Here is a 938-nt window from a genome sequence, read left to right on the forward strand (position 1 = left end):
CCGAAGATTCTTGTGTGTGTTTCTTTTCGACCAACCGAAGCTGGTTTAGTTAGAAACGTTTTGCTCAAGTGCGTTAGCACTCTCGCTGTATTTCATTGACGTTTTGCTGTTCAGTTTTCAAGGTTCATAAGTGGAGCCTAGCGGGATCGAACCGCTGACCTCCTGCGTGCAAGGCAGGCGCTCTCCCAGCTGAGCTAAGGCCCCATGTAGGAAGGATTATTTAAGTAACAAAAAATACTTATAATGGTAGCTTCTTTAAGCGGTGAAACTGCTTAAAAAGCTTAATGGTCGGGAAGACAGGATTCGAACCTGCGACCCCTTGGTCCCAAACCAAGTGCTCTACCAAGCTGAGCTACGTCCCGAATAAATATAAAGTTTTAAATATAATGGTGCGCCCGGCAGAAGTCGAATCCACAACCTCCTGATCCGTAGTCAGGTGCTCTATCCAATTGAGCTACGAGCGCATATAATAATAATTTTGGTGCCGAGAACCGGAATCGAACCGGTACGGTAGTCACCTACCGCAGGATTTTAAGTCCTGTGCGTCTGCCAGTTCCGCCACCCCGGCATGTAAATGGAGCGGAAGACGGGATTCGAACCCGCGACCCCGACCTTGGCAAGGTCGTATTCTACCACTGAACTACTTCCGCATTATAAGTGCGGGTAAAGGGAGTCGAACCCCCACGCCCGAAGGCACTAGATCCTAAGTCTAGCGCGTCTGCCAGTTCCGCCATACCCGCAATATAAAATTATAACTTAAAAGTCATAAAAAAATGGTGAGCCATGCAGGATTCGAACCTGCGACCCTCTGATTAAAAGTCAGATGCTCTACCAACTGAGCTAATGGCTCGAAAAGTGGTGCCGGAGAAAGGACTTGAACCCTCAACCTACTGATTACAAGTCAGTTGCTCTACCAGTTGAGCTACTCCGGCTAATTA

The 938-nt window shown here is 47.9% G+C and carries 8 tRNA genes; all 8 read right to left on the bottom strand.

Annotated elements, in window-relative coordinates:
- Window positions 1-131: 131 nt before the first annotated feature.
- Window positions 132-204 (bottom strand) — tRNA-Ala (locus I2484_RS21030).
- An 81-nt stretch (window positions 205-285) separates the two neighbouring features.
- Window positions 286-362: transfer RNA gene (locus I2484_RS21035), tRNA-Pro, on the bottom strand.
- 25 nt (window positions 363-387) lie between these two features.
- Window positions 388-464, bottom strand: a tRNA-Arg gene (locus I2484_RS21040).
- Between the two features lie 15 nt (window positions 465-479).
- Window positions 480-568: transfer RNA gene (locus tag I2484_RS21045), tRNA-Leu, on the bottom strand.
- 7 nt (window positions 569-575) lie between these two features.
- Window positions 576-650 (bottom strand) — tRNA-Gly (locus I2484_RS21050).
- An 8-nt stretch (window positions 651-658) separates the two neighbouring features.
- Window positions 659-740: transfer RNA gene (locus tag I2484_RS21055), tRNA-Leu, on the bottom strand.
- A 34-nt stretch (window positions 741-774) separates the two neighbouring features.
- A tRNA-Lys gene (locus I2484_RS21060) sits at window positions 775-850 on the bottom strand.
- A 6-nt stretch (window positions 851-856) separates the two neighbouring features.
- A tRNA-Thr gene (locus I2484_RS21065) sits at window positions 857-932 on the bottom strand.
- Window positions 933-938: the final 6 nt, after the last annotated feature.

This window comes from Sporosarcina sp. E16_8 (assembly GCF_017347095.1).
Lineage (GTDB): Bacteria > Bacillota > Bacilli > Bacillales_A > Planococcaceae > Sporosarcina.